Annotated in this window: 24 protein-coding genes; 15 read left to right on the forward strand and 9 right to left on the reverse strand. The window is 52.4% G+C overall.

The features are described 5' to 3' along the window. The first annotated feature begins 573 nt into the window (after positions 1 to 573). Positions 574 to 1,710: a Fic family protein gene (locus tag ACFQPC_RS16630; protein WP_382272968.1), complete on the forward strand. Its 1,137-nt coding sequence runs from the start codon at positions 574 to 576 to the stop codon at positions 1,708 to 1,710. A 415-nt stretch (positions 1,711 to 2,125) separates the two neighbouring features. Here ACFQPC_RS16630 and ACFQPC_RS16635 read toward each other — a convergent pair whose 3' ends face one another. Then, on the reverse strand, positions 2,126 to 2,521 hold the full coding sequence (locus ACFQPC_RS16635) for a hypothetical protein (RefSeq protein WP_382272969.1): 396 nt from the start codon (positions 2,519 to 2,521) through the stop codon (positions 2,126 to 2,128). Between the two features lie 144 nt (positions 2,522 to 2,665). Further along, a complete protein-coding gene (locus tag ACFQPC_RS16640) occupies positions 2,666 to 3,082 on the reverse strand; it encodes a hypothetical protein (RefSeq protein ID WP_382272970.1) in 417 nt (138 codons plus the stop codon). Between the two features lie 488 nt (positions 3,083 to 3,570). Here ACFQPC_RS16640 and ACFQPC_RS16645 point away from each other — a divergent pair, with 488 nt between their 5' ends. The 13 genes from ACFQPC_RS16645 to ACFQPC_RS16705 all read left to right on the forward strand — a co-directional run bounded on the left by ACFQPC_RS16645 (position 3,571) and on the right by ACFQPC_RS16705 (position 17,495). After that, on the forward strand, positions 3,571 to 4,281 hold the full coding sequence (locus tag ACFQPC_RS16645) for a TerC family protein (protein ID WP_382272971.1): 711 nt from the start codon (positions 3,571 to 3,573) through the stop codon (positions 4,279 to 4,281). Positions 4,282 to 4,333: 52 nt separating this feature from the next. Continuing rightward, on the forward strand, positions 4,334 to 4,837 hold the full coding sequence (locus tag ACFQPC_RS16650) for a universal stress protein (RefSeq protein ID WP_382272972.1): 504 nt from the start codon (positions 4,334 to 4,336) through the stop codon (positions 4,835 to 4,837). Positions 4,838 to 5,397: 560 nt separating this feature from the next. Continuing rightward, entirely contained in the window at positions 5,398 to 6,018 is a 621-nt protein-coding gene (locus ACFQPC_RS16655) for an energy transducer TonB (protein ID WP_382272973.1), read from the forward strand. 69 nt (positions 6,019 to 6,087) lie between these two features. Further along, positions 6,088 to 6,927, forward strand: a complete 840-nt coding sequence (locus ACFQPC_RS16660) for a MotA/TolQ/ExbB proton channel family protein (protein WP_382272974.1) — start codon at positions 6,088 to 6,090, stop codon at positions 6,925 to 6,927. Between the two features lie 3 nt (positions 6,928 to 6,930). Then, positions 6,931 to 7,359, forward strand: coding sequence for an ExbD/TolR family protein (locus ACFQPC_RS16665; RefSeq protein ID WP_382272975.1), 429 nt, complete (start codon positions 6,931 to 6,933; stop codon positions 7,357 to 7,359). 21 nt (positions 7,360 to 7,380) lie between these two features. Beyond that, positions 7,381 to 7,812: an ExbD/TolR family protein gene (locus tag ACFQPC_RS16670; protein ID WP_382272976.1), complete on the forward strand. Its 432-nt coding sequence runs from the start codon at positions 7,381 to 7,383 to the stop codon at positions 7,810 to 7,812. Between the two features lie 36 nt (positions 7,813 to 7,848). Continuing rightward, complete coding sequence (locus ACFQPC_RS16675) at positions 7,849 to 8,325, forward strand: GAF domain-containing protein (RefSeq protein ID WP_382272977.1); 477 nt, start codon at positions 7,849 to 7,851, stop codon at positions 8,323 to 8,325. Positions 8,326 to 8,464: 139 nt separating this feature from the next. Further along, entirely contained in the window at positions 8,465 to 9,478 is a 1,014-nt protein-coding gene (locus ACFQPC_RS16680) for an aldo/keto reductase (RefSeq protein WP_382272978.1), read from the forward strand. Positions 9,479 to 9,814: 336 nt separating this feature from the next. After that, positions 9,815 to 11,197, forward strand: coding sequence for an LLM class flavin-dependent oxidoreductase (locus tag ACFQPC_RS16685; protein ID WP_382272979.1), 1,383 nt, complete (start codon positions 9,815 to 9,817; stop codon positions 11,195 to 11,197). Positions 11,198 to 11,240: 43 nt separating this feature from the next. Continuing rightward, positions 11,241 to 12,554, forward strand: coding sequence for an SfnB family sulfur acquisition oxidoreductase (locus ACFQPC_RS16690; protein WP_382272980.1), 1,314 nt, complete (start codon positions 11,241 to 11,243; stop codon positions 12,552 to 12,554). 60 nt (positions 12,555 to 12,614) lie between these two features. Next, a complete protein-coding gene (locus ACFQPC_RS16695) occupies positions 12,615 to 13,628 on the forward strand; it encodes an aldo/keto reductase (protein ID WP_382272981.1) in 1,014 nt (337 codons plus the stop codon). A 55-nt stretch (positions 13,629 to 13,683) separates the two neighbouring features. Continuing rightward, entirely contained in the window at positions 13,684 to 15,660 is a 1,977-nt protein-coding gene (locus ACFQPC_RS16700; RefSeq protein ID WP_382272982.1) for an ABC transporter ATP-binding protein, read from the forward strand. Continuing rightward, positions 15,657 to 17,495, forward strand: coding sequence for an ABC transporter ATP-binding protein (locus ACFQPC_RS16705; RefSeq protein ID WP_382272983.1), 1,839 nt, complete (start codon positions 15,657 to 15,659; stop codon positions 17,493 to 17,495). Before ACFQPC_RS16700 ends, ACFQPC_RS16705 begins: the two co-directional genes overlap by 4 nt. A 101-nt stretch (positions 17,496 to 17,596) precedes the next feature. Here the strand turns inward: ACFQPC_RS16705 and ACFQPC_RS16710 are convergent, their stop codons facing one another. From ACFQPC_RS16710 to ACFQPC_RS16740, 7 genes are all read right to left on the reverse strand, one after another. Beyond that, positions 17,597 to 18,760, reverse strand: coding sequence for a YeeE/YedE family protein (locus ACFQPC_RS16710; RefSeq protein ID WP_382272984.1), 1,164 nt, complete (start codon positions 18,758 to 18,760; stop codon positions 17,597 to 17,599). Further along, complete coding sequence (locus ACFQPC_RS16715; protein ID WP_382272985.1) at positions 18,761 to 19,675, reverse strand: sulfurtransferase; 915 nt, start codon at positions 19,673 to 19,675, stop codon at positions 18,761 to 18,763. Between the two features lie 237 nt (positions 19,676 to 19,912). Continuing rightward, a complete protein-coding gene (locus ACFQPC_RS16720; RefSeq protein WP_382272986.1) occupies positions 19,913 to 20,542 on the reverse strand; it encodes a 2-hydroxychromene-2-carboxylate isomerase in 630 nt (209 codons plus the stop codon). Between the two features lie 48 nt (positions 20,543 to 20,590). Further along, a complete protein-coding gene (locus ACFQPC_RS16725) occupies positions 20,591 to 21,661 on the reverse strand; it encodes an ABC transporter substrate-binding protein (protein ID WP_382272987.1) in 1,071 nt (356 codons plus the stop codon). Position 21,662: 1 nt separating this feature from the next. Next, positions 21,663 to 22,451, reverse strand: a complete 789-nt coding sequence (locus ACFQPC_RS16730; RefSeq protein WP_382272988.1) for an ABC transporter permease — start codon at positions 22,449 to 22,451, stop codon at positions 21,663 to 21,665. After that, positions 22,444 to 23,241, reverse strand: coding sequence for an ABC transporter ATP-binding protein (locus tag ACFQPC_RS16735; RefSeq protein WP_382272989.1), 798 nt, complete (start codon positions 23,239 to 23,241; stop codon positions 22,444 to 22,446). The genes ACFQPC_RS16730 and ACFQPC_RS16735 overlap by 8 nt, the downstream gene beginning before the upstream one ends. Before the next feature lie 293 nt (positions 23,242 to 23,534). Further along, the gene (locus tag ACFQPC_RS16740) at positions 23,535 to 24,449 is read right to left on the reverse strand and encodes a CysB family HTH-type transcriptional regulator (RefSeq protein WP_382272990.1); all 915 of its coding nucleotides are present in this window, start codon (positions 24,447 to 24,449) and stop codon (positions 23,535 to 23,537) included. 630 nt (positions 24,450 to 25,079) lie between these two features. Between ACFQPC_RS16740 and ACFQPC_RS16745 the strand changes: the two genes are divergently transcribed. Beyond that, positions 25,080 to 26,465 (forward strand): LLM class flavin-dependent oxidoreductase, encoded by a 1,386-nt coding sequence (locus ACFQPC_RS16745; RefSeq protein ID WP_382272991.1) that lies wholly within the window; start codon positions 25,080 to 25,082, stop codon positions 26,463 to 26,465. Positions 26,466 to 26,513: the final 48 nt, after the last annotated feature.

The raw sequence follows: 26,513 nt of genomic DNA on the forward strand, positions 1-26,513 counted from the left end.
TAATAGATTTGTCTCTAATTAATAACTCTAATTAATAGGCTAGGAAGTTAGATATCGGAGTTTGGGACCCTAATAGATTTGTCTCTAATTAATAACTCTAATTAATAGGCTAGGAAGTTAGATATCGGAGTTTGGGACCCTAATAGATTTGTCTCTAATTAATAACTCTAATTAATAGGCTAGGAAGCTAGATATCGGAGTTTGGGACCCTAATAGATTTGTCTCTAATTAATAACTCTAATTAATAGGCTAGGAAGTTAGATATCGGAGTTTGGGGCCCTAATAGATTTGTCTCTAACTAATGACTCTAATTAATAGGCTAGGAAGTTGGATATCGAAGTGTAATAGCTTGTCTTAATTGCTAACTTTGCTAAAAAGCGAGGGTTATCGTTTTCTATATCCTAATATTAGGATAATTATAATTATTACTTTAATAACTTTTTGGCAACTTTGTGTTTTATTTCTCAAAAAAATAAAAAAACAAATGCCAAGAAGAAAAGAGGCTTGGATTTATTGTAATAAGAATGGCAAAATGTATTGAATCTATGAAATTTAAGTTTTTAGTGAGCAAAAATGTCAATTCCAACGTCTGAGCTAAATTTTGATCGAGCTGCGTATTATCACGAAGGGAAATTTCCTCCTGCAGAACTCGGTTATAAAGCCCTTATGCCCCAACTTATCAAGGCGACGGACGCAGTCGCGCGATATGACCAAATGCTCAAAAATATGCACAACAGTGAAATTTTGTTGGCACCATTGCGAAATCAGGAAGCCGTTATTTCATCAAGGATGGAAGGAACCGTCAGCACAATGGACGAGATCCTGAAATACGAAGCAGAATATGATGAGAATCAGACCGATACAACCAATACAAGATCAGAGGTTATTGAAACAATTTTGTATCAGCGAGCATTGAAGGCTGCTCAAGATGCCATGAATTCTGGTCAACCGTTATCCCAATTCTTGATTCGATCTGCACATCAAAGACTTCTATCTTTTGGGCGGGGGGCGACAAAATCACCCGGAGAGTTTAAAACAGAGCAAAACTATCTTGCAGATAGGAGTAAGCGGAATGTTTTATTTGTCCCTATAAGCCCTGAGAAATTACAAGAAGGCATGGATCGTCTTTTTGACTATCTGAATACAGATACGGATCCGCCTTTAATCAAGGCTGGAATATCACATGTAGAGTTTGAATCATTGCATCCTTTTAAAGATGGAAATGGTCGTATTGGGCGAATGATTGTCACGCTGTTTCTGTGGTCATCAGGAGTAATTTCTGCACCCCATTTCTATTTAAGTGGCTATTTAGAAGAAAATAAGGATGAATATATTGACACTATGCGTGCAGTGTCAGAGCGCGGTGATTGGACAGCGTGGTGTATTTTCTTTTTAACCGCCGTAGAAAATCAGGCGATACGCAATTTGGAAATAGCTGAAAACATACGTAATTTGTATGAACGAATGAAGCAAGAGTTTAGTGATACGCTCGCCTCTAAATGGAGTGTGAGTGTGCTCGATTTTGTGTTCACAAACCCAGTGTTTAGGAATAATAAATTTACAAGCAATAGCGGTATTCCTACCTCAAGCGCAGCTAAATTCACCAGACTGCTGCTGGACAAAAAATTATTGGTAGAAATGGAATCACCTTCCGGCCGAAGACCTGCAATGTATGCATTTGAACCTTTATTGGAATTGTTAAGGGTTTAAAATTTATGTGCCAAATTTGTGTCAATGCACACTAGGTTGATACTGCTTCAAACTGCTTAATAGCGATGGCAAGCGCAGCAAATGTTGATTAATAAAGGTGATGAAAAATCAAGATGTTGATTCGTAATCAGTAGGTCGGGTGTTCGATTCGCCTCATCAGCACCAAATTAAAAGGGTTAGCTTCGGCTAGCCCTTTTTCATTTTGGGTTATGGGCTTATTTCAGCAAGCCTTTTGCTCTGATAACGCCCCATACCATACAAAAACGCATGCAATGCGCGGGCGTTTTTTAAACGTTCGATGTCTGCTCCTGGCCGTTAGCTGCCTTTCAGTGCGTTTGTTCAGACGAGGAGATACTTGTGATTCGAAATTGCGTGGTAAATCGAAGTCTTTGCTCTTGGCCGATAACGGCCCTCTCTATGCCACTTTGTTAGACGCGACACGTCCACCGGAATAAGCAATTAGCGAGGCGAGTACAAGCGCACTTAGAACCGCGAACTCGCCCCCTGCCGAGATGAATACGGTTGGCGCAAGCATAGCCGAAAGAATTGCATCGATGGCTCCCATCATTATGAGAATCCGCTTACGAATTACTAGTCCGGTCGGGAGGAAGTAGAACCCGATCATACCGCCGGCAAAACTGCTCAGCGTCAAGGTTAGCGTGATCGATGCATGTACAATCAAATTCTGCATCCAGGCTTCCTGGGCGGAAGCAAGCGCGGGCGGAAGTTGAAATGTCAGAAACTCCCAGCATAGCAATGCCAGCATTGTTCCGAGTGAAAACCAAAGACTACGTTTAATTGTTCTGGTCATATCTCAGCTGATGAATGAATATCTACGGCCGGCCGCTTCTGGCCGACAGCAAGCTAGCGCGCTCAGTAGAAGTCGCCCACAGTCTTGCCGAGCTACCGGATGCCAGGATTTTCACACATTCTACTTAAATCTTGCGTGAAGAATTCAGTCAGGCTTTTTAGGAAACAAACGGAAAATCAGATACGTTACAAGAAAAGCCCACAGTGAATAAGCAAGCAGAGGCAAAACGGGGAACGTGCCGAGCACTAAATACTCTGCCTCTCTTGCAACAGGAACCGCCCGGTAATAGTCCCCGTCTTGTAAGGAAAAAAGCCCAAACTGCGAGTCAAATGCGAAATAGGAACAGTAGATCGCAAGGCAAAGACAGAAAATATAAATGCGCGGACGTAAAACACGGTGCTGCGAAAGTACTGCTGCTAGTGAGACGTAGAACAGAGGAAATAGCAGTGTCAGGAGAATATACGAGTCCTCCCACTCCAGTTTGCTCAAAAACATCAGAGTTGCAATGCCTATCGCAAAAGTGATGAGCGTATGGGGAAGTACAGAGGAGTTTTTTTTCACGGAAGTCAGTTTTTAATTGGTCGGGAATATTGCTCTTGGTCGTTTGCGACCCTCGCGCACTTTATCAGAAACAAAGATGGTTTTATTGCATCATGGCACCCTCTGTAGTACGGCGAGTTTTGCCTGAAAATCCTTCAAAAAGTAGTCCTGAAACGAGCAAATTGCATAGCAGTTGGTACAGAAAATCAAAAATAAGTCCATATATTCAATGCCTTATATGAATCTCATCTTTTTGTTACGTAAAATTTAACGAAATCTTTATATTTTCATTGACAGTGGGTATCCACTGGCCTATGTTGAAGCTAAGTAGTCGCCCTTAAAGGGGAGTAGCTTTACTGCAGAAGCCGTCATTACGGGATTTCCCCGGCCTGCAGGCAACGGCAACGTTGTAGCGAGACCTTTACCGATAGCAGGTAAAGGTTTTTTTTCGCGTAAATCTTTTCTGCATGCCGGCGGGGGAAGCAAGCCAGTCGCTGCGAGGAGGAGAGATGGATATGTTCTCGGCGGAATTCTTCTCCGCACTGCTGGCGATCATCATCATCGACCTGGTACTGGCCGGTGATAACGCGATAGTGATTGCCCTGGTCGCACGCAAGTTACCGCAGCACCTGCAACGCATCACGATTATCGGCGGTACGGTAGGTGCGGTGGCAGTACGGATTGCGATGACGCTCGCTATCGTCTGGTTGCTGAATGTGCCTGGTTTGTTGTTGCTTGGTGGCGTGCTGCTGGTCTGGATCGCCTACAAATTGCTGGCGCCGGTCCACGCCGAAAAGAAGCATGCTGATGTATCGGCTACACGTGTTGGTTTATGGGCTGCGATACGCACCATCATTGTGGCGGACGCGGTGATGGGCATGGATAACGTACTGGGTGTGGCCGGTGCGGCACACGGTGACTTCATGCTGGTGGTGCTGGGCTTGCTGATCAGTGTGCCCATCATGGTATTGGGTAGTACGCTGATTTTGAAATGGGTGGAGCGTTACCCGATCATTATCTACATAGGTGCCGGCGTACTGGCCTGGACCGCAGCGCAGATGATTGCGAGCGAGCCGCTGGTGCAAGCGTACTTGCTGGAGAACCGGGTTCTTGAATGGTTGCTGTATGGCCTGATCGTAGGCGGGGTCATATTCAGTGGTTGGCTTAGGGATGCGCCTATCAAATCGACGCGCGGGGAGGCAACACCAAAACATACATAAGAAGAACAGTTCACATTAACCGTTAACGTTTATACATTGCGAGGAAATTACCATGCTCAACATTCTCATACCCGTAGATGGTTCGCGGAATGCATTGCGTGCAGTGGAATACGTTATTCAATATCGTGCGATGCATGACGAATTGATCAACGTGAAACTGGCGAATATCCAACCACGTCTGTCGAAATACATTACGCGCTTTGTACCATCCGGCAATGTGCGTGCGTTGCAACAAGAGCGCGCCGAACAAGCGTTGCAAGGTGCTGTTGAGATGCTGACCAAGGCCGGCGTCGAACATTCCGTGCATATCAATAAAGGTGACGCCGCTGAAGGCATCGTGGCCTGTGCGCGTGAAACTGCTGCACAAAAAATCGTGATGGGTACCACACGTAAAAATGCCTTGTCGCGTTTCTTCGAAGGCTCGGTGGTCAGCAAAGTTATGGCCCAAACAGATTTGCCGGTTGAAGTCATAGCGAAAGAAAGTGGCAGCAAGCTTGAACGTTTTGGTATCCCTGTCGGTGTCGGCCTGGCATTCCTGTGGCTCGCCATCGAATAAGCGGCGCTTATCCGCAAGCGCATCAAGTAATTAATCAGTTATATCAAAGCCGGCGCTGATGCCGGCTTTTCTTTGCACGCAATAAAATCGCATTAGCTTATTCCTTCCATGCATCACATGCCGCTCCGCCACCCGATGTGATCGCGTCCCCACAGTCAGTTGCAACGGCAAAACGCTATCCCACCACCGAACTTTCCCAAGCTGTATCCGCCAAGACTTTAAAGAGCATTGCGCACTGAAAACACCACCGGGTCTACGCACATTTAATGTTCCGGAAAATTCAGGAACAGGAATTTAGATATGAGGGAAAGCGGATATAGAAGTGAAATTTTGTTGGTATTGAATCGGAAAACACGATGCTATTCTGGCCTCGCTGGGGATACGGCAGCGCATGCTTTTATCTGTAAACACAGATGACCGCATGCAATCAGCAGACTGCAAAGCATATCAGTTCCACGCAATTTACATGCTGCGGATCCCTCTATTTTCACCGCATACATTCAGTTATGAAAAAACAGCGCGTTGACCGGCTATACATCGGAAACGCATGGAGAAATAAAATGGATTTCGCTTTAGACCGACAACAGCAGTACTCAAACAAATCTATCGCCAGCATAGGCGTGACCGTCTTGCTGCATTTGCTTATCGGTTACGCACTGATTACCGGCCTGGCACGTGATGTGATCAATGTCATCAGCAAGCCGATAGAAACCCGCATTATCGAAGAAATCAAACTGCCGCCGCCACCGCCGCAGGTCAAGACACCACCTCCGCCAAAATTCGTCAAGCCGCCTCCGGCATACGTTCCGCCACCCGAAGTACAAGTCAATGTACAGCCCCAGCCTAATGTGATTGCGGCTGTCAGCAGCGCACCGCCTGAGCCATACGTTCCTCCGGCGCCAACGCCTGCTGTTGCAAAAGTCGGGCTGGCTTGCCCGGATTCAACCCGCATTCGCCAATCGCTGGAATATCCGCGGCAGGCTTTGCAAAACAATATTTCCGGCAATGTCCTGGTGCAATTTGTGGTCGGTACTAATGGCCAGTCACATGACTTCAGCCTGGTTCGCTCCGCGCATCCGATCCTGAACAAGGCCGCACTGGACGCCGCACAGCGCTTCAATTGCGTCGGTCAGGGGCGTGAAGTGGTAGTGCAGGTTCCATTCGAATTCAAGGTGGAGTAGGCGATCGCATCGTCCTGCCGCAGTCAATCAATTCAGCATCGTGTTGTGCAATTTTTAATTGGAGAAATCATGTTTAGCCGTAATCGTTTATCCGCAGTTGCCATCTTCCTGGCAATATTTTTCAGCGCACCTGCCTACTCCGCCGGGAATACTGCAGCACCTGCCATAGCCGCGGCACCGGCAATCGTTGCCGCGCAAGCCACGTCCGCCAGCTCAGCGGCGCAAGCAGCAGAGCATGGCAAGGAAGCGAACCCCTATGGTATTTCCGCGCTGTGGAATGGCAGTGATTTCGTGGCAAAGGGAACCTTGCTGATCCTCTTGCTGTTCTCAATCGGCAGCTGGTACATCATCGTTGCAAAGTTGCTGGCGCAGCGCAAATTGCACAAACAGGCGCGTGATACCGAACGTACCTTCTGGGATGCCGGTACGGTACGCCAGGGACTGGATACATTGGAAAACGGAACCCCTTTCCATTTCATCGGTACGCTGGCTTTGAAGGCAACCGAGCATCACAGTGGTTTGCTGGCGCATGTGGATTTCAATACCTGGGTAGTACAGTCCTTGCATAGCTCGGTCGATACCGTGAAGAACCGCCTGCAAGATGGCCTGGCTTTTTTGGCGACAGTTGGTTCTACCGCACCTTTCGTCGGCCTGTTCGGCACGGTCTGGGGTATCTATCACGCATTGACGGCGATCGGCCTGTCCGGCCAGGCGTCTATCGATAAAGTCGCCGGTCCGGTCGGTGAGGCATTGATCATGACCGCGATTGGCCTGGCGGTTGCAGTGCCTGCAGTGTTGGGCTACAACCTGCTGGTTCGTCGTAACAAAGCAGCATTGGAAAAAGTGCAGGATTTCAGTTCCACATTGCATGCTGTATTGCTCAGCTCTGCGCCATCCAAAGCGAGCTAAATCATGGCGCTTACCTTTGGCAATGGCGGGGAAGAAGATAGCGTGGTGTCAGAGATCAACACCACGCCGCTGGTCGACGTGATGTTGGTGTTGTTGATTATCTTCCTGATTACGATCCCGGTTGTCACCAATACGATTGCGGTCAATCTTCCGCATGAAGAAAACCATGTGCGCGAAACCAAGCCGGAAAATATCAATTTATCGGTAGACAAGAGCGGCAAGATTTACTGGGATCAGGAAGCGATAGCCGGTGCCGACGCATTGACTGCGCGCCTGAAAACCGTCGCAGTACAACAGCCGCAACCGGAAATCCAGATACGCGGAGATGGTGATGCGAAGTATGAAGCAATCGGTCGGGTGATCTTTGCCTGCCAGCGTGCCGGTATCGTCAAGATAGGCTTTATCACCGAGCCGGCACCACGCGGTGCATAAACTCAAAAGAAGGAATAAATTATGGCTATGAGCGTAGGCTCCGGCAACGGTTCCGGCGAACTGGAAGTCATGTCGGAAATGAACACCACGCCGTTGATTGACGTGATGCTGGTGTTGTTAATCATGCTGATCATCACGATTCCTATACAACTACATAATGTCGAACTCAATCTGCCTGCCGGCAACCCGCCGCCGCAAACGGTCATCCCGGAAGTGGTGCAGGTCGACATCAATGCGGCCGGAATAGTAAGCTGGAATGGCGAAGCGATTTCAGACCGGGAAGTGCTGGACAGTAAATTGTCTGGTGCGGCGGCGCAAGATGTGCAACCAGAGCTGCACCTGCGTGCGGATCGTAATGCGCCGTACAAGGCGGTAGCGGCGGTCTTGGCATCGGCCCAGCGACTGGGTGCGAACAAACTGGGCCTGGTCGGTAATGAGCAATTTGCGCAGTGAGAAGCGACATAAATTTGAAATGGAAGCGCGTTAGCAATGGCAGAAGTACTGAGTTTCAACAAGCAAGGCAGCAAGGCCGATATCTATGGGGAATTACTGCCGCAGATACAAGCCTTGCTGGCAGCGGAGCCTGACCTGATCGCCAATCAGGCGAATATAGCCGCTGTTTTGCAACAAGCGTTTGCGTTTCATTGGGTCGGTTTCTATCGCGTGCAAAGCGACGAGCTGGTACTTGGGCCATTCCAGGGGCCGGTGGCTTGTAGCCGTATTGGTAAAGGCAAAGGCGTCTGCGGTAGTGCGTGGCAGCAGGCCGCAACTATCGTCGTGCCGGATGTGGATCAGTTTCCCGGCCACATCGCATGCAGTTCCTTATCCCGTTCCGAGATTGTCGTTCCTTACTTCGATGGCAATGGCGAGGTGGCCGGTGTGCTGGATATAGACAGTGAATATCCGGATGCATTTTCTGCCATAGACCAGTTATGGCTGGAGAAAATCGCCGCTTTACTTCAATAAGCATTTCCATCTATCAAGGTGCGAGCTTTCATGCTCGCATTGAATATTTCCCTCGCAGCCAGCAGTGAGTGTCGGGTCGCATAACAGCGTATCCGGCTACGCATTGTGTGCATGCCTTTACTCGCAGAAAGATCCAGATATGGCACTCAAAGATTATCGTAACTTCGGACGTACCGGCGTGAAAGTTTCGCCGCTGACTTTAGGCTGCATGATGTTCGGTAACAAAACCGAACTGGACGACACGGTGCGCATCATTGATCGTGCTATTGATGCGGGTATCAATATCATCGATACGGCCAATGTCTATGCTCGCGGCCGCAGCGAAGAATTCACCGGCGAAGCGCTCAAGCGCAATGGCAAACGCAAGGATATCTTCCTCGCGTCCAAGGTACATCTTCCTATGCATGATACCGACGGCAACCTGCGCGGCAGTTCACGTCGCCATATCATCCAGCAAGTGGAAGACAGTTTGCGCCGCCTGCAAACTGATTACCTCGATCTCTACCAGATCCACCGGCCCGAACCAACGACCGCAATCGATGAAACGCTGCGGGCACTGGACGACCTGGTGAAGTCAGGCAAGGTGCGCTATATCGGTTCCACGACCTTCGCCGGCTGGCAAGTGGTGGAAGCTTTATGGGCCAGCAAGGAGCTGGGCTTGAATCGCTTCGTGTCGGAACAACCACCGTACAATCTGCTGGATCGCCGCATAGAACGGGAGTTGCTGCCAGTTGCGGAAACTTTTGGCCTGGCTGTTATTCCATGGAGCCCGATCGGCGGCGGCCTGTTGTCCGGCAAGTATCGCAAGGGCCAGCCTTTGCCGCTGGACTCACGTTACACCAATCCGAATCCGATGCAGGCGCGACGCTTCGTCGACCGGGTATTTGACGTAATTGAGCCCTTGTCCGAGCTGGCCGCTGAAAAAGGTGTGCCGCTATCGCAGCTGGCATTGGCCTGGGTTGCGCAACAGCGCGGCGTCACCAGCGCAATCACCGGTCCGCGCACACTGCAGCAACTGGAAGACGCGCTGAAGGCGATAGAAATAAAGTTGACACCGGAAGACTTGCAACACATCGATGCCATCATCCCGCCTGGCACGCATGTGGGACCATTCTATGAGGCCAATTTTGGCGCCAGTGCCTATCGCTGGTAAGCGACTATCAGTGCGTGGCCCGGCGGCTGCGCACTGCGTTACTGATCCGGCGCTTTCCATAAAATCAGCTAAGCATCAAAGATTGTCTGTATGAACTCCGAACCAGTACGGAATATTGAAATGAAATTTGCTTGGTTCTTTATCCGGCAATGAATTGATATTGTTCTCTGGTCGGACTGCTTAAGCCTCGCTATCACCAGCGATCCCGCTGCGTGACCGACGGCAAGAAACCTATCCCGGAAGTCTTTTCATCGGTGCCGTATTACGGTGTGCCGCTGCTATGGCTTTTCAAGCGTTAACAATTGTTGCAAACCATCAGAGAAGCCGGAATCAAGAATGAGCAAGAAGATACGCCTGAATGCTTTCAATATGAATTGCGTCGGTCATATACATCATGGCCTGTGGAAGCATCCACGAGATAACTCCAGCGATTACACCAAACCGGAGTACTGGACTGAACTGGCGAAATTACTGGAACGAGGTTTATTCGACGGTGTGTTCCTGGCAGACATAGTCGGCGTGTATGACGTCTTGGGTGACGGTATAGAAGCGACTGCGCGTGAAGCGGTACAACTGCCGGTCAATGACCCTTTGTATGTGGTGCCCTTGATGGCACAAGCCACCAAACACCTGGGCTTTGGCGTGACTTGCAATCTGACTTATGAACAACCTTATCTGTTCGCGCGCCGCCTGGCAACACTCGATCATTTGAGCAATGGCCGTATCGGCTGGAATATCGTAACCGGTTACCTCGATAGTGCTGCACGTGCGATGGGGCTGAAGCAGCAGATCGACCATGACAATCGCTATGAACGCGGTGATGATTTCATGGAAGTCTTTTACAAACTGCTGGAAGGCAGCTGGGAAGATGACGCAGTCCTGAAGGATAAAGTGCGCGGCATGTATGCCGACCCGAAAAAAATCCATCGCATCTATCACGACGGTCCCTACTACAAGGTGGATGGTGTTTATAACCTGACCGAACCTTCGCTGCAACGCACGCCGGTTTTATACCAGGCGGGTGCTTCGCAGCGCGGCAATGAGTTTGCCGCCAAACATGCGGAGTGCGTATTCACCGGTGCGCCGAGTCGTGAATTGCTGGCAAAAGGGATTGCGAATATCCGTCGCCTTGCAGTAGATGCCGGACGCCAGCCGAACGATATCCTGGTCTTTTCCGGATTGACCGTCGTGGTCGATAGCAATGAAAAAGCTGCACGTGAAAAATATGAAGACTACAAGCAATACGCCAGCGCGGAAGGTTCGCTGGCACATATGGCGAGTGGGCAAAGCATAGACCTTGAAAAATTCGGGCTGGATGAAGAGATCACACCGGAGAAGCTGGAAGCCTTGTATCCGGGGCGCTTGCAACGTGTTGGCAGCGCACGCGGTCGCAACTTCCTGGAAGGAACGACACGGCGCAAGCTCTTGCAAAGCCGCGGCTTCGGCGCACAGAACTCGGCCATTGTCGGCACACCTTCGCAAGTCGCAGATGAAATCGCCAAATACGTGGAAGAAACCGATGTCGACGGTTTCAACCTGACACGCACGGTCGCACCGGAAACTTACCGCGACTTCATCGACCTGGTGATTCCGGAATTACAGAATCGTGGCTTGTACAAGGAAGCATACGAAGAAGGCAGTTTGCGACAAAAACTATTTGGCCGCGGCGCGAAACTACCGGACAGCCACACTGCCGCGCAGTACCGGACATGGAAGTAAGGCGGCCGGCAGGATGCCGGCCTGATTGAATCAAGGAGCCGAAATGAGTACATCTACATTGCCATATGCCGATCACGGCGTAGTCAAAGTGATTCGCAACGATGAAGAAGCATTGGCCGTGGCGCAAGTGCTGGCTGATGAATTCGCGCAAGAGGCATCGCTGCGCGACCGTGAACGCAGGTTGCCGGTCGCGGAACTGAAGCAGCTAACAATAAGCGGCCTATGGGGAATTACGGTACCTAAGGAATATGGTGGTGCCGGTGTCTCTTACGTAACGCTGGCGCAAATCTTTGCGATATTTTCTAAGGCGGATGGTTCGATAGGACAGATTCCACAGAATCATTATTTCGTTATTGAATTGATACGCGAACACGGAAGTGCGGAGCAAAAGAAATTCTTCTTTGAGCGCATACTGGCGGGTGACCATTTCGGTAATGCGCTGGTGGAGCTGAACGCCAAGAAACCGGAAGACCGGAAAGTAAGCCTGTTTGATGACGGCGACGAACACTACCGGGCCACCGTACGTAAGTTTTATGCTACCGGCTCACTGTATGCGGACTGGATACCGACCGCGTTGAATACCGAAGACAAGGAAGAACATCACCTGGCTTTCTTTGCGCGCCATGCCGAGGGTTTGACCATCATCGATGACTGGTCGGCATTGGGGCAGCGTACCACTGCCAGCGGCAGTGTGATTCTTGATAATGCACGTATCGAAAAGAAATTCGTTGTTTCGCACCGGGAAAAAAAGGAACACGTATCGCCGGTCGGTCCTACCGGGCAGATCATGCATGCGGCAATTGATACCGGTATTGCGCGCGCGGCATTTGAGGCGACGATAGCTTTTATTCGCGGCCGCAACCCAAAGAAAGCGGATGCCGCCCCAGATGCATCGTGGGAAGAGGATCAGTTGACGATACGCGAGATAGGCGATCTGGCTGTCGCCCTGCACGGTGCGGAAGCTTTGCTGGAACGCGCCGGCAGGATTATCGACCACGCTTATGTGACAGGCTTGCAGGCGGACTGGACCAAGGCTTCGATTGCAGTCTCTGAAGTACGGGCGGCGAGCACCCATGCTGCACTATTAATCACCAACAAGCTGTTTGAGTTTTCCGGTACGCAATCAACAGCCAGCAAGCACAACCTGGACCGCTACTGGCGCGACGCCCGTACCCATACCTTGCACGATCCGGTGCGCTGGCGTTTGTTTGATGTCGGCAACTATTATCTGAACGATAAAGTGCCGCTACGCCGTCGTTTTAACCAGATAGAGAAGAAGGCGGAGGAAAAGACAGTCGAAGCAGTGGCGGAAGTGGCGGCAGCGGAAGTCCCGAACGAAGCCGTCTCCAGCGCCTGACAACTTTGCCAGTCCCGGCCTGTCCAAACCTGATTGAACACAAGAAGAAAGTGGTGCGATATGCAATATGAAAATTTGGGGAAAAGCGGCTTGAAGGTGTCGCGCCTTTGCCTGGGAACCATGATGTTTGGCGGTGCCAGCGATGAGCAAACCTCGCATCAAATCATCCGGCATGCGCATGAGAACGGCGTCAACTTTATTGACACCGCAGATATTTATACCGGTGGTGAATCCGAGCGGGTGGTCGGCAAGGGTATCGCAGCGCAACGTGATAAATGGGTGTTGGCGACCAAGGTCGGCAACGGCTCCGAGCTATGGCCGAATGAAAAAGGCTTGTCACGCCGTCGCATCATCCAGGCAGTTGAGCAGAGCCTGCAACGCCTGGCTACCGATTACATCGATATCTACTATTTGCACCGACCGGATCCGGAGACGCCTTTGCACGAAACCATACGTGCGCTCGGTGACCTGATCGCGCAGGGCAAGATCCGTTACTTCGGCCTGTCCAATTTCAGCGCATGGCAACTGGCTGAGGTTGTGCATCTGACGAAGGAGTTGGGTGTGGCGCCACCGATCGTGTCGCAGCCTTATTACAACGCTGCGAACCGCATGCCGGAAGTGGAGCATCTGCCGGCCTGTGACTTCCATGGCCTCGGCGTAGTGTCATACAGCCCGCTGGCGCGTGGCGTATTGACCGGAAAATATTTGCCCGGCAATGAGCCGGATCAAAACAGCCGCGTCGGTCGCGGTGACAAGCGGGCATTGCAAACTGAATGGCGTCCGGAATCCATCGCACTGGCGCAAGCACTGCATGAGCATGCACAAGCACATGCCACAACGAATGTCGAACTGGCATTGGCCTGGGTTCTCAATAATCGTTTGGTGACATCCGTTATCGGTGGGCCGCGTACCTTCGAACAGTGGCAGCAATACCTGAACGGCGTGAACTACCGCTTTACTTCGGAGGACGAGGCACTGTTCGATCGCCTGGTGCCGCCAGGCCATCCAAGCACGCCCGGTTATACCGATCCGCAGTATCCGGTAACTGGTCGCGTGCCGCGTAATGCCGTTTGATAGCAAGTACATACAAGCTGATTTTTAGTCACACAATTTTGTGGGTAGCCGTTCTATGAGTATCTCCTCCGTTCCATCTGCTGACGACAGTGACAGTACACCCGCCGTTACGCATGCAAACAAAGTTGCAAAGCAAATAAAGAAACCGCTGCCCAAGGTATTGCCGCATCACTCGGAAGAGATCGATGTGCAAGCCATGCCGCAAGTACTGGGGCGCCTGACGAAGCTGGCGGTGCGCTATCCATGGCATTGTGTGTTCGCGATACTGGCAGCGCTGGGTGCTGCCGTTTTCAACTTGCTGATGCCGCTCCTGCTCGGGCACGCAGTGGACCAGGCCGGCCATCTGCTGGTCAACGCGAAGCTGGGTGCCGACGTAGTGCGCAATGCCTTGCTGACCACAGGGGCCTTAATTGTGGTCGTTTGTGCAGTGCGCGGCATCCTGACCGGCCTGCAAGGCTATCTGGGCGAGACCTTGGCGCAAAAAGTCGGCTACGACTTGCGCATGGCTTTCTATGAAAAGCTGCAGCGGCTCAGTTTCAGCTATCACGACAAAATCCATACCGGAGATTTGATCGCACGCGGCATGCTCGATTTGGAAGGGGTGCGTGCCTTCCTTGAATTCGGCGTGTTGCGCGTCATTACCTTGACCTTGTTGCTGGGTGTCGGCTCATGGCGTTTGTTGAGCATAGACGTCACGCTGGGTTTGCTGGCATTGAGTTTCGTTCCATTCGTCGCGTGGAATGCCGCGCGTACCGGTTTGCGTTTGCGCGTGAGCTGGCAGCGGCTGCAAAAGATGATGTCCGAGATGACGCTGAATATGGAAGAGAACCTGCAAGGTGTGCGCGTGGTACGTGCTTTTACTTCGCGCCTGCATGAGATGGCCAAGTTCGACAAAATCTCCGACGTCGCATTGCGCCTGTCGAATCAACGTATCACCGAGCGCATGGGCAATATGAGCGCGATGGTGCTGGCCTATTACACATCGATGGCGCTGGTTTTATGGGTCGGCGGCCAACGTGTTGCCAGTGGTGCCTTGACGGTCGGTTCACTGACGGAGTTCCTGACCTTTATCACCATCTTGCAGCAACCCTTGCGCCAGATCGGCATGATCGTCAACGCCAGTGCGCGTGCCACCGGTTCCGGTGCGCGCCTGTTTGAAGTGCTGGATACCGATCCGGAAATCAAGGATGCGCCACATGCGGATGAACTGAAAATCGACCAGGGTTTGCTGCGCTTCGAATCGGTCAGCTTTGCCTACGGCCACGGGTCAAACGACAGAACCGTATTAAAGGACGTCAGTTTTGCAGTGAAAAAGGGTGAAGTGCTGGGTATCGTCGGTGCACCCGGCAGCGGCAAGTCTACGCTGGCACACCTGATCCCGCGTTTCTACGAAGTGAGTTCGGGGCGCATCACGATAGATGGACAGGATGTGCGCTCACTGAAACTGTCTTCCTTGCGTAGTGCGGTTAGCCTGGTGCAACAGGAAAATTTCCTGTTCGATACCTCGGTACATAACAACGTTGCTTACTCCGAGCCGCAAGCCGGTGAAGAGCGTGTGATAGAAGCGGCATCCGTGGCGCAGATACATGAACATGTGGAACAACTGCCGAAAGGCTATACCACGCGTGTCGGCGAACGCGGCGTGGCCTTGTCCGGTGGCCAGCGTCAACGCATGACGATTGCGCGCGGTTTGCTGGACCGACCATCCATCCTGGTACTGGATGATTCGACCGCGGCGATCGATCCGGCGACCGAACAACGGGTGCGGGCGGCACTACAGTCTTCGCTGAAAGATACTGCGACCATCATCATTGCGCACCGACTGAGTTCGCTCAAGCATGCCAATCACATCATCGTGCTGGATGAGGGGCGCATCGTTGAGCGCGGTACGCATGCTGAACTGATCGGAGCAGGCGGGCGTTATGCCGAATTGTGGAATCTGCAGAATCGTGGCGTGCAAGAGGGCCTGGCAGGAAGCACGGTATCCGCAGCAGCAATCAAAACCAATAACCATGTGGAGTTTGCATCTTGAGCGCATCGCCAACAAAGAAGACGATAGATCTGAATGCAGAAATACGTGGTGAAGAAATATTCGCACGCTATGACAGCCAGGTGGTTAGCCGCTTGTGGGCATATATACGGCCGCATCGCTGGGCCTTGGTGGCGGTGGTGTTTACCGTTGCACTATTCACGATAGTGCAGGTGCTGATCCCGGTGACGGTACGCTATGCGGTTGATAGTGCAGTGGGTAATGCACAGTATGCGTTCAATACGATACTTGCGGTATTCGCGTCACTCATTGTCCTGAACGCAGTTTCGAACTTTTTCCAGGAGTGGGTGGCGGCACGCCTGGCGCAAAGGGTGATTTTCGATTTGCGGCGTGCAATGTTCAACCACTTGCAGCATGTATCCTTGTCCATCCTCGACCAGACCCAGGTCGGGCGTTTGATGTCGCGCCTGCAAGGGGACGTCAACTCGCTGCAGGAATTCATGGAGACATCGGTATCAGCAGTCGGTGATTTTTTCCTGTTGATTGGTATCGTCGCAGTATTGTTGTTGATGGATGTCAAACTCGGGCTGTTGACCCTATGCGTGTTGCCGATGATGTTCCTGGTGCGCAAGATATGGTTGCCCTGGGCGCGCAAGGCATTTACCCGCGCACGCGAAGCATCGTCCAGTGTCAATGCCGCATTGGCGGAGAATATCAACGGCATACGCACAGTGCAGGAAAATCGACGTGAGATCGTCAACTTTGCACGTTACGATGTTCGCGCCATCGAAAACTTGCAGGCGCAAATCGGTTCTTCCCGTGCATCGCAAGTGATGATGCCGACGGTAGATACCCTGACCGGCCTGGCGATGGCTATCGTGGTGGTGGTAGGTGGCTCGCAAGTGGTGTCGGGACAACTCGACGTCGGCGTCATGGTCGCCTTCATTTTTTGCGTACAACGCTTCTTTGATCCTATTCGCACCCTGACGATGCAGTACACAGTGATGCAGCGCGCGATGGCATCCGGGCACCGGATTTTTGAAGTGCTGGATATCGAAGTGACACTGAGTGACAAGGCGGATGCACAGGCATTGGCCGATGTGCCACCGGCGATTGAATTCAATCATGTGACTTTCGGTTATCGTCCCGACCAGCCGGTATTGCACGACTTGAACCTGCATATCCAGCCGTACCAGACCGTGGCCCTGGTTGGACCCACCGGTTCCGGCAAGACCAGTATCGCTGCCTTGATTCATCGCTTCTATGACGTATGGGATGGCGAGGTCAAGGTCGGAGGACAGGATGTGCGCGACCTGACGCTGGATTCACTAGGACAATGCGTAGGCATGGTATTGCAGGAACCCTTCCTGTTCAGTGGCACGATTGCCGACAATATGCGCTATGGCTTGCAATGGGCTACGCGCGAGCAAGTGATAGAAGCTGCGAAGGCGGTACGCGCACATGATTTCATCATGCGCCTGCCGGACGGCTATGACACGATGCTGGGCCAGCGCGGCCGCAACCTCTCTATCGGCCAGCGCCAGCTATTGAGCTTCGCACGGGCTTTGCTGGCCAAACCGAAAATCCTGATCCTCGACGAAGCTACCGCGAACATTGACAGCTTCACCGAACTGGAAATCCAGCGCGCATTGAATGTGCTGCGTAAAGGACGTACCACCATCATCATTGCACACCGCCTGGCGACGATACGCGACGCGGATGTGATTGTGGTCTTGCAAAAAGGCCGCATCGTCGAAAAAGGCTCGCACGATGAATTGCTGAAAAATAAAGGCTTGTACGCGAAGTTGCATGCCAGCAGCAATGCATCGTTTGATGATTTAGTTGAAGCTGAAGGTGAGCAGGTGCCGAATAGTTAACTTGAGTTTTGCTACGAAAACAAGAAAAGGGGGATCGTTGATAACGATCCTCCTTTTTGTTTATTGTCAGAACTGATTTGAAGATATTACAGTTATATTCCTTAGTTCCATTTCATCTTTACGCGCAGTTGCCAACCCAGCCATAGTCCGCCAAACAGGAAGAGTGCAAATACCCAACCCGATGCGGCTCCTGCCATGATGCCGGACAGTAGCGTACCGACCGTGCAACCCAGCGCGACCAAGGAACCCCAGCCCATCAGGACGCCACCCGCAAAGGCACGGCCGATTTCCGGAAGTTTGGGGCGACGCGGTTTGAAGTCGCCGGCAGAAAGTGCTGCCGCCAACGAGCCAAGGATCAGGCTGATGATGAAGACGCCATTTTTCGACCATAGGGTTTCCTTGATGATGGTGGCGCAGCCGGAGAAGGTATCTATGCCTTCCAATCGGCTTGGCAACCAGCTCAGATGATCTGCTGTGGTGCGTGCGATGCTGCCGAGTTCAGCGGTCACGCCCAGGGGCGCAATGCGGAAGTAAGCCAGCACGCCAAGGAAACCAATCAATATGCCGCCGACATATGCCGGCCAGCGTCTTTCCCATTTGTTGCCGGGAAACGCTTCTTGTACTTTGTGTCCATGCCAAAGCCAGATAGCCAGTGCGGCCAATACAGTGAGTTGCAAGCATACTGATCCGGCATAGCCGAGATGGTGTGGCAACCAGATAACGGGTGCTTCCTGTACACCGGAAAGATAGAGCTTGTTCCAGCTCAGGAAGCCGAGGATGAAACCGAACAAGGCGCCCAGCAAGGCAAACGGTGAGACGGTAGAGCCTTCGCCGAGGCGATACAAGTGCGCACTGATGCATGAGCCTGCGATTGCCATGCCTAAGCCGAAGCTGAGTGCGCCTGCTGCCAGTACCCAGCTTACCGGTCCTATATGTGCTTGTGGTGGCAAGCGGTCCAGGGTAGGTGTCGGCATGAAGGCGCCGAAGACCAGGTGGTAACCGAGTATGCCGATCACGAGTGCGGCAATAATGCCGAGCAAACCGCGGGCATCGTGTCGTTCAATGAAGTCCCGGCTGACGCAAAAGAAACAGAAGCGCGAACGCTGCAGGAAGATGCCAAATGCAATGCCAAAAAGGGCAGACAGTGCCAGTTCGCGTCCACCCTCGGCGATGCTGCCGAGGGAGTGGGAAAACCAGACTGCTGCCGTCAGGACAATGACAGATGGCAAAAGCCGCCGGAGTGGCGGCAATGCCAGATCAGCCAATTATTTTCCGCCCCATACCGTGCCGGCCAGATTGACCACCGGTACGCCGACTGCGTTGCCATATTCGGTCCAGGAACCGTCGTAGTTGCGGACGTCATAGCCCAGCAATTTTTTCAGCGCGAACCAGGTATGGCTCGAACGTTCGCCGATGCGGCAGTAAGTGATGATCGGTTTGCTGCCATCGATGCCGGCCGCGGCATAGATTTTTTTCAATTCATCGACGGATTTGAATGTGCCGTCCGCAGCAACTGCCTGGCCCCAAGGTACATTGGCGGCGCCCGGGATATGGCCGGCACGGATCGCCAGTTCCTGCACACCTGCAGGTGCAAAGACTTTGCCGCTGTATTCATCAGCCGAACGGATGTCGACCAAGGCGACATTGCTTTTCTTTTCAGCTGATGCGACGACATCGCTCAGGCGTGCACGCAAGGCAGGATTGGCTGCGCTGATTTTGATATTGCCGGCTGCCGGTGTCTTGGTCACTGCGACCAATGGACGATTTTCTGTTTCCCATTTCTTGCGGCCACCATCCAGCAATTTGACGTCCTTCACGCCGTAGATATCGAATACCCATGCGCCCCATGCCGCGAACCAGTTGTTGGTATCGCCGTAGAGGACGACGGTGCTGTCGTTGTTGATGCCGGCATTACGCAGGAGTTTTTCAAAATTTTGCTGGCTGGCGATGTCACGACGGACGGTGTCTACCAGGTCGGTATGCCATTCGAAATTAACTGCGCCGGGAATATGTGCACGTTCGAATACTCCCGGATTCACGCTGACTTCGATCAGGCGCAATTTTGGATTGTTGATATTCTTTTCCAGCCAGTCGGTGCTGACCAGGAAGTCGCCAGGTGCAGCATGCGCGCTACCCAGCAACAGGCTGCCTGCGATCAGCAGGGACTTGATGATCTTCATTTTGATTCTCCTCGGTATGTTAAGAAAGCGTTACGCAGTCACATTACCGAAGAGATTGCCGACGAACAACGAAGCTTTTTCAATATCGATATTCAGAAAATGCATGTTGCGCGAACGCGGGATGGAAACGGTCAATTGTTTCCGGTAAAGAAAAATTATGAAGCAAACTTGGGACGCACCTTGGAAAAAAAGCCGCTTGCGCGGCTTCGTATATCGATGGGATTTATGTCCGAAATATCATGGACGCGGCGGTATGCCAAACGCAGCCCGTCCCGATGTGAGCGCGTGCTCCAGTTCCGGCAAGCGGTCCTGGCCCCAGAATAATTCGCCATCCAGGATGAAGGATGGTGAGCCATAAGCACCCTCGTCGATTGCCTCCTGCAGATTGGCCTGATAGCGTTCTTCAATTGCCGGAGTTGCCGCTTTTTGCAGCAATTCCTCGCCATTGAATCCGGCCTTGTCAGCCAATGCCACGAGCGTGTCGGCATCCGACAAGTCCTCTTCGCGTTCCCATATGGCGGTGAAGTATTCCAGTAACAATGGATGGATGTCGGTACCGTTATCCAATGCTGCCAGCACGATGCGATCGGCAAGCCCGTTTTTCAATGGCCAGTGCTTCGGATACAAATTGAAATTGAGTTGGCGTTTTTCGCGCCAGCGTTGCAGCTCTTGTACCCGGTAGTTTTGCCGCGTGATACTTCTTTGTGCCAGCGGCAAGCCACCGGTCGCAGCGAACAGATCATGCAACGGCAACGGGCGATACTCCACTTTGAGTTGCTGGCGTTTTGCCAGTTCGGCAAATGCCGGGTAACCGACATATGCCCAGGTACTGGTCAATGCAAAATAGAATTTAACGGTACGTGACATACGACACTCCTTATTGATTGATGAATGCGACGGATGCGCTTAATACAATTAACGTGCGGCTTTCTTCGCGGCATTGATCGCTACCGCCGGATCGAAAGCATTGATGTCCTTGATCAGTTCATTGGTGTACAGCGAGGCAGGATCGACCGGTGTGGTGATTTGTCCTGTATTGGTCATGTAACGGATGATGCCTTCCCAACCTTGTTTGGTGTATTCGCCCCAACGACCGCTGGCCGGCTTCGGTGAGTAATCCTGGAATACTTTCAGGACACGCTGGTTTTCGGCAATTGCCTGCGCTTCAGGGATGCCGGCAGTGCGTGCTGCCGGATAGTGCTTGAAGTACAGGCGAATACAGGCTTCGGTATTTTGTTCGCAGAAGATGCGACCTTTGGTCAATGCGCGTGCCAGTCCGACTGCTTCAGCGCGGTTGGCCTTGAGATAGCTTTCAGTCGTCAACAGACCCCAGGCGAGGATGTCTTCCACTACGGGTGACGTCAGGTAATTCAGTTTGACGCCCCGGTTCTCGAAACCGGCATAGCTCAATGCATTGATGGAGAGTGCGGACACGGTGCCGGTTTCCAATGCGCGCAAGGCACCCGCACCGATACCAACATCCAGCAAGGTGTAGTCGCGGTTCAATTTGTAATTCTCCGCGTCAAGGATGGCCTGCGTCGTATAGAACTGGGTCGCGGTCATCGAGAACACACCGATTTGTGTACCTTTCAGGTCGCTGAGTTTCTTGATCGGGCCGTCTTTCAATACCGCCAGCGGGAATGGATTACGCGTTGTGATGCTATAGAAGTGCACCAGCGGTGCACCTTTGGCGCGTCCGACTGCAGCGGATTCAGGAGCCGGTAAACCATATTGCACATTGCCGCTGACGACTTGCTGTACCACGGCAATCGATCCCTTGGCGGTGAGTACTTCCGGGTCCAGCCCTTCTTCGGCGAACCAGCCGTTTTCGATAGCAGCGGCCCATGGTGCGAAGCGTACATCGGGAGCCGATACCGGTTGCAATACCGTGATTTTCTTCAATGGTTTACTTTGTGCGATGGCGCTGCCGCTGAATGCCGCAGTAGCAGATGCAGCGACAACGGTCGCGAGGATGGTTGATTTCATTTCAAATTCCTTTTTGGTTATGGTGGTCAATCCAGTACAACAATTTATGTTCGAGCAGGCGAATGGCGAGATTGCATCCCAGTCCTATCGCGGCCAGGATGATGAGGATGGCAAACATGCCGGCTGTATCCAGGTTGGCTTGTGCTTGCAGCAGCAGGACACCCAATCCTTTTTGGGCGCCGACGAATTCGGCAACCACTGCACCGGTCAGTGCCAGCACGATGGCGACGCCGAGCCCGGCGAAGATGTGGGTGGCGGCCGAAGGCAGGCGTACGTATATAAAGGTTTGCCAGCGGCTGGCATTCAGCGTTGCCATCAAGTCCAGGCGCAACTGGTCGACCACCGATAAGCCGGCCATAGTGTTGATCAGTACCGGAAAGAAGGTGATGAGCGCAACCAGCACGATCTTGGACGACAGCCCGTAGCCCAGCCAGATAATGAGCAGGGGCGCCACTGCAACTTTCGGCAAGGACTGGATGGCGATCAGATAGGGATAGAGCAGGCGTCCGAGGCGTCCGAACTCCGTAATCAGTACGCCGCTGCTCAGGCCGAACAGTGAGCCAATCGCGAAACCTGTCAGCATCTCGGTCAGCGTCACTTGCAGATGCGGACCGAACATACCTTGTGTCAGGCCATTCCAGAACGCGATGCCGATCTGGCTTGGCGGTGCCAGCACCAAGGGCGATACCGACGAAAAGCGCAGGATGATTTCGACGAGCAACAACAGGCCGATCACCAGCAGGGCACCGGCGGTGCGATCGCCGAGGAAGGGAAGGGGCGATTTAGACATGTTCGGACTCCTGATAGAAATAGCCACGTACTTCTTCAATCAGGGCCTGGAATGCCGGTTCCTTCAGTGTTTCGCGCGCACGCGGGCGTGCCAGTGGCACTGCGATATCGTCGGCAATACGTGCCGGCCTTGCCGTCATCACGATGACGCGGTCCGCCAGGAAAACCGCCTCTGAAATACTGTGCGTAATCAGTAATACTGTCGCGCCACTTTCTTCCGCGATATGCGCCAGCGTCAGGTTCATTTGCTCACGTGTCAAAGCGTCGAGCGCACCGAAGGGCTCATCCATGAGCAAGAGCCTGGGTTTGGTGATGAGGGCGCGTACGATCGCCGCGCGTTGACGCATGCCACCGGATAGCTCTTTCGGGAAGGCGTCGGAAAAATCCCCGAGCCCGACTCTTTGCAATAGCTGCAGTGCCTGCGTGCGTGCTGCGACCATATCTTCACCACGCACGCGCAGCGGCAAGGTGACGTTTTCAATGACCGTAAACCACGGCAACATCACCGCATCCTGAAAAATCATCGATACATCGGCACGCGGTTTATCTACCGGCTGGCCATGTACGCTGATACTGCCGCCGCTTGGTGTGATCAGGCCGGCAGCAAGACGCAGCAGGGTGGTTTTGCCGCAACCGGAGGGGCCGACTATCGCTACGATTTCACCGGCTTTGAGTTCAATATTGATCTCGTTGAGTGCTTGCAGGGCTTGCTGCCCCGCTTTTCCGTAGCTATGTGTCACGTTCAGAAATGCCAGCGCAGAGGCACTGGCATGCACAGATGAGGCATGCATGATGGGCTTCACTTAACAGGGTTGATGTAGAGCGGAAGGCAGAGCAAATGTGACGCTTGTGCAAATCGGGATGTAGAAGAGTTGCAGGGATGAGCGTATGACTGATGCGATTTCCAGAAGGAAAGTATAAGTGTCGTTACATCATTTTCTTAGAACGATTTCGTGCTTGCTTATGCAGAATATAAATTCTAAGCATTGCACATTGAAGGTGGATAGCTAAGAGGAAATATGAATAAGCAGACGTGTCTCTTCCATGAAAAACATGAACATGGTGAAAACAGCCTGCTCAATTATTAAGCACTCTTTAAATCTTCCAGTCGCAGATTCGGCGCAAAGGTTTCGAGGAAACGATAGGCGAACGAAGGCAGGAAAGTGCCGTTCCTGACAGCGACCAGGGTGGTGCATGAGCCGAACAAGCTGCCTTCTGTTTCAAGTACGGTCAAGCCGATTTTCTCTATACCATCCAGCGCCATTTCGGCCACGATGCCGACACCGAGGCCGCGCTCGACATAAGTCTTGATGACATCCGCGTCCATCGCCGTCAAGCGGAAGTCCGGCACTAGGCCAGCCTGGCTGAACGCTGCGTCCACGCATTTACGGCCGGTGAACTGCGGGTTATAGGTAATCAGTGGGTATTCTGCAATGTCTTCCAGTGTGACAGGTATTTTCCTCGTCAATGGATGATCGACCGGAACGATGACCTGGTGATTCCACGAGAAGCACGGATAGGCCAGGATGTCCGGTGATTGGTCCAGCACTTCACTGGCGATACCGATGTCGGCTTCACCATTGCTGATCATGGCGGCGACCTGGTTTGGTGTGCCCTGATGCAGTTCCAGTTTTACCTTGGGGAATTCATTGTTGAACTGTTCAACCACGCGCGGCAGTGTGTAGCGTGCTTGCGTATGGGTGGCGGCAATGATCAGCTGGCCGGTGTCGACACCAGAGTACTGGCTGGCATAGCGTCGCAGGTTTTCTGTTTCTAGCAATATGCGTTTGACGATTTCCACTGCACCGTCGCCGGCACGGGTGACAGATGTAAGCCTCTTGCCGGAACGGACGAAGAGATCAATCCCAAGTTCATCTTCCAGATCCTTGATCTGTTTGCTCACGCCGGATTGCGATGTGTATAGCACTGCTGCAACCTCGGTGAGGTTGAGATTGTTGCGTATCGCTTCGCGTACAAATCGTAATTGCTGAAAATTCATGAAGCTCTTTCTCCGTTAATACTGATTACATATTTTTTGTATGTCCGGCCATGGATCAATACGAGATACCGGGATTTTTAGCATACGGCCCTGTATCTCATATAAGAACCAATTAAAAATCGTTTGCTTATTTTTCGCCGCGTTAAAGATATGCGTTATTCGCATGTGGCCGCTGTGGCTAGCTGCCATCAAGATGGCGGCTTAGCCGTCGGCAATCAGCTATCGATTGCGGCTTGATGTTGCTAATCATAGAAATTGCAGGCTGCGCTTGGCAACGAATTTGTCCGAATATGGATATCTGAAGTTTGATATTCAGCGCCGGTATTTATAAGCACGAAATGCTTCGTTGGAAATGAATGGATAGCGACATAAGATGCACACGCATCCTCCTCCAATACCTCTCAAGATTGGACTTGACCCGCGCCGCAAGGTTAGCGGGTTTCTTTTTTTCTGCGACCAGTAAACGTGTTTGCGGATGTGTGGTGGATATCAAACGATATATCCAATCTTCTGCTAAAGATCGAATTTTTTATTGTTTGTGACACGTGATCGAAGGCGGTAACTTCTCAAAAAAATTAATCGTCTGTGCAGTCCGTACATCGCCAGGCCAAGTATCGATAAGGAATGGAAATGGCATCGCCACCGCGTCAAATGAGCATAGGTATGAATATCCTCGGTCTGGGAGGGCATGGCGCTGCGTGGCGTTTGGCCGAGGTACCGAGTAACTCGCTGGTCGGGGTCGAGTACTACCAGAATATCGCCCGCATCTCCGAGCGTGGCACGCTGGATGCAATCTTCCTGGCGGATGGACCGGCACTGAATGGCAACGTTGCCACCAATCCGGTTGGTGGCCTGGAACCGACCGTGTTGTTGACCGCCGTCGCACTCGCCACCAAGTACATAGGCGTTATCGCAACCGCTTCCACTACCTATAACGACCCTTACAACTTGGCGCGTCGTATTGCATCGGTTGATCACATCAGCGGCGGCCGTGCGGCTTGGAATGTGGTGACTACGGCCGGTGATATTGCAGCAAAGAATTTTGGCTTGACCGGTGCTCCCTTGCACGAAGATCGCTATGGACGTGCCGCCGAGTTCCTCGATATCGTCATCAAGCTATGGGATAGCTGGGAAGATGACGCCATCATCAACGATTGGAAAAACGGGGTGTTCGCGGATGCAAGCAAGGTGCATGCGATCGATCATGTCGGCCAGCATTTTTCCGTCCAGGGTCCGCTGAATGTGCGTCGCTCACCGCAAGGGCGGCCGGTACTGGTACAAGCCGGTTCATCGGAAGGCGGCAAGTCGGTAGGCTCGCGTTATGCAGATGCGATCTTCACCACCCAAACCACATTGCCGGATGGGCAGGCCTTCTATGCAGAGATGCGTAATCGTGCGCGAGCCTGGGGCCGGGATCCGGACTCCCTGAAGATCATGCCGGGCCTTTCGACGGTTATCGGCAGTACAGAGGCGGAAGCGCATGCACGTTGCGATGAGCTGGATAGCTACCAGGGCGAGCTCGGGCTGGCCGGACAAATTGCTGCGCGTATCGGTATTTCAGTTTCTGAACTTGACCTCGATGCACCGCTGCCGTGGGATCGCATTATCGATGTGCGCGAAACAAAAAGGGATGCGAGTGCCCGCGCGCTGGGTGGCGGTTCGCATGGATTCTTCGAAGCGCAAATCAACCTGGCCAAACGCGAAAACCTGACGGTGCGCCAGTTATCCAAACGCATACGCAGCGGTCATCGCCTCGCGGTCGGCACGCCGGAACAAATCGCTGACACGCTGGAAGAATGGTTCAAATCCGGTGCAGCAGATGGCTTCAACATCATGCCGGATATGTTTCCCTCCGGTGCTGAAATTTTCGTCGATGAAGTCGTGCCCATCCTGCGTCGCCGCGGCATCTTCCGTACCGAATACACCGGTACCACCTTACGCCACCACCTCGGTCTGTCACGACCAAGAAGCCAATACGAAGAGGAAGAGGACTGCGACAGTCTGCTCGCCGTCTGACCGGTTCCATCTTTGTTGCACGCTCCGGCGTGCCACCCACCCTAATTA

It is taken from the genome of Herminiimonas glaciei (genome assembly GCF_042664955.1).
GTDB classification, from domain to species: Bacteria; Pseudomonadota; Gammaproteobacteria; order Burkholderiales; family Burkholderiaceae_D; genus Oxalicibacterium; species Oxalicibacterium glaciei.